The following is a 1,335-nucleotide window of genomic DNA, read 5'->3' on the forward strand; positions in this document are numbered from 1 at the left end:
TCGATGGGACTCGTCGTCCTCGTGGCCTCAGCCTTCTCGCTGGTGTTCGTCGTCCACGGCGCCCTGGGCGCGCCGATCGAAGGCTCGCCTGCGCTTTTCCTACTCGGTGCAGCGCTACACATTTTCGCGTCCACCTGTCTGGGAATATTTCTCGCGACGGTCGCCAACTCCATGCCGCAATTCGGGCTGTTGTTGATGATGGTGCTGCTGCCCTTGCAGGTTCTGTCCGGCAATGTCACGCCCAGGGAAAGCATGCCGCCGATTATTCAGGACATCATGCTCGCGGCTCCGAATACGCATTTCGTTCAGCTCTCGCAGGCCATCCTGTTCCGCGGAGCGGGTCTCGACGTCATCTGGCCGCAATTGGCGGCATTGCTGACGATCGGGGTTTTGTTCTTCTTTTTTTCGTTGCAACGGTTTCGGACGTTCTTACGGTAGTCGGCTTTAATGCGCCTCGCGCCGAGGAGACGCCGACCTTTCGTCGAAGCGGACGTAACCAAAATGGTGTCTGGTACGGCTTGGGTTTCGAGTCCTCTGGTGGCGCGACCGGAGATGATTGCATGAAGCAAATCTGATGATAGCAGTGAAGTTCATTCGTCGAGCCGGACAATCGCGGCCTCGCTCCCGAGAGGCGCGGGCGCTGCGGCGAAGGCGTGGACCGGTCCATCAGGCACTGGCTTCGCGCGTCGTCGTCGCGAATGACGATGCCAGGATCATGAGATTGTCTCGCGGATCCATGTGAGCGATGACTACCACGTTCGAGGTGAGGCTCACGAAATCGAATCGTCTTCGCCTGTGCGCTCCGTGTCGAACGTTGTCCGCGCGGCTTCGATTTCCGCGCGTTTTTCGCGGCCATTCCATCATCGTCCAGACCGGCGCGATGATCGAACGACCGACTGGGTCAGCTCGTATTCGACCTTCGGCGGGATCGTCGCGAACGTTCTCCGCTCGACCAAGCCGTCGCGCTGCAATCCACGCAAAGTGAGCGTCAACATGCGATGAGACAGCCCGGCGACGAGGCGCAGGATCGAGTTGAAGCATCGGTCCGTCGGCGAGCGCGCCCACCACCATCACCGTCCATGTGTCACCGATCCGATCCAATATTTGGACGAGCGCTCGGCACTCCGAATGATCGGTTTCCTCGAAAGAAAATGTCGGACGCGTGAGATATTCCGTCTCCACCTGTCGCTCAGGACGTCGGAGCGGACCGATTGCTGAGTTTGATTGCGGCAGGGTATGGAGTGTCGCTCATGTCAGAAGGCGTCGTGGGACTCGCCTGTGCAGGCGTAATCTATCGCGAGCTGCATGACGATTGCGGGCAAATGCGGCTTCAGT

2 protein-coding genes are annotated in these 1,335 nt (G+C 59.4%); one reads left to right on the forward strand and one right to left on the reverse strand.

Translation table 11 applies throughout. The annotated features are described in order from the left end of the window. The coding region (locus tag A1351_RS04830; RefSeq protein ID WP_157096107.1) for an ABC transporter permease at positions 1–438 on the forward strand (438 nt) is incomplete at its 5' end. 422 nt (positions 439–860) lie between these two features. Here A1351_RS04830 and A1351_RS26115 read toward each other — a convergent pair. Beyond that, positions 861–995: a winged helix-turn-helix transcriptional regulator gene (locus A1351_RS26115; protein ID WP_371441450.1), complete on the reverse strand. Its 135-nt coding sequence runs from the start codon at positions 993–995 to the stop codon at positions 861–863. Positions 996–1,335 lie beyond the last annotated feature (340 nt).

The organism is Methylosinus sp. R-45379 (assembly GCF_001644125.1).
Taxonomy (GTDB): domain Bacteria; phylum Pseudomonadota; class Alphaproteobacteria; order Rhizobiales; family Beijerinckiaceae; genus Methylosinus.

Bases quoted from the DNA above. Each gene is read 5' to 3' on its own strand.
- A1351_RS26115 (WP_371441450.1), bottom strand. From the start codon at position 995: ATGTTGACGCTCACTTTGCGTGGATTGCAGCGCGACGGCTTGGTCGAG.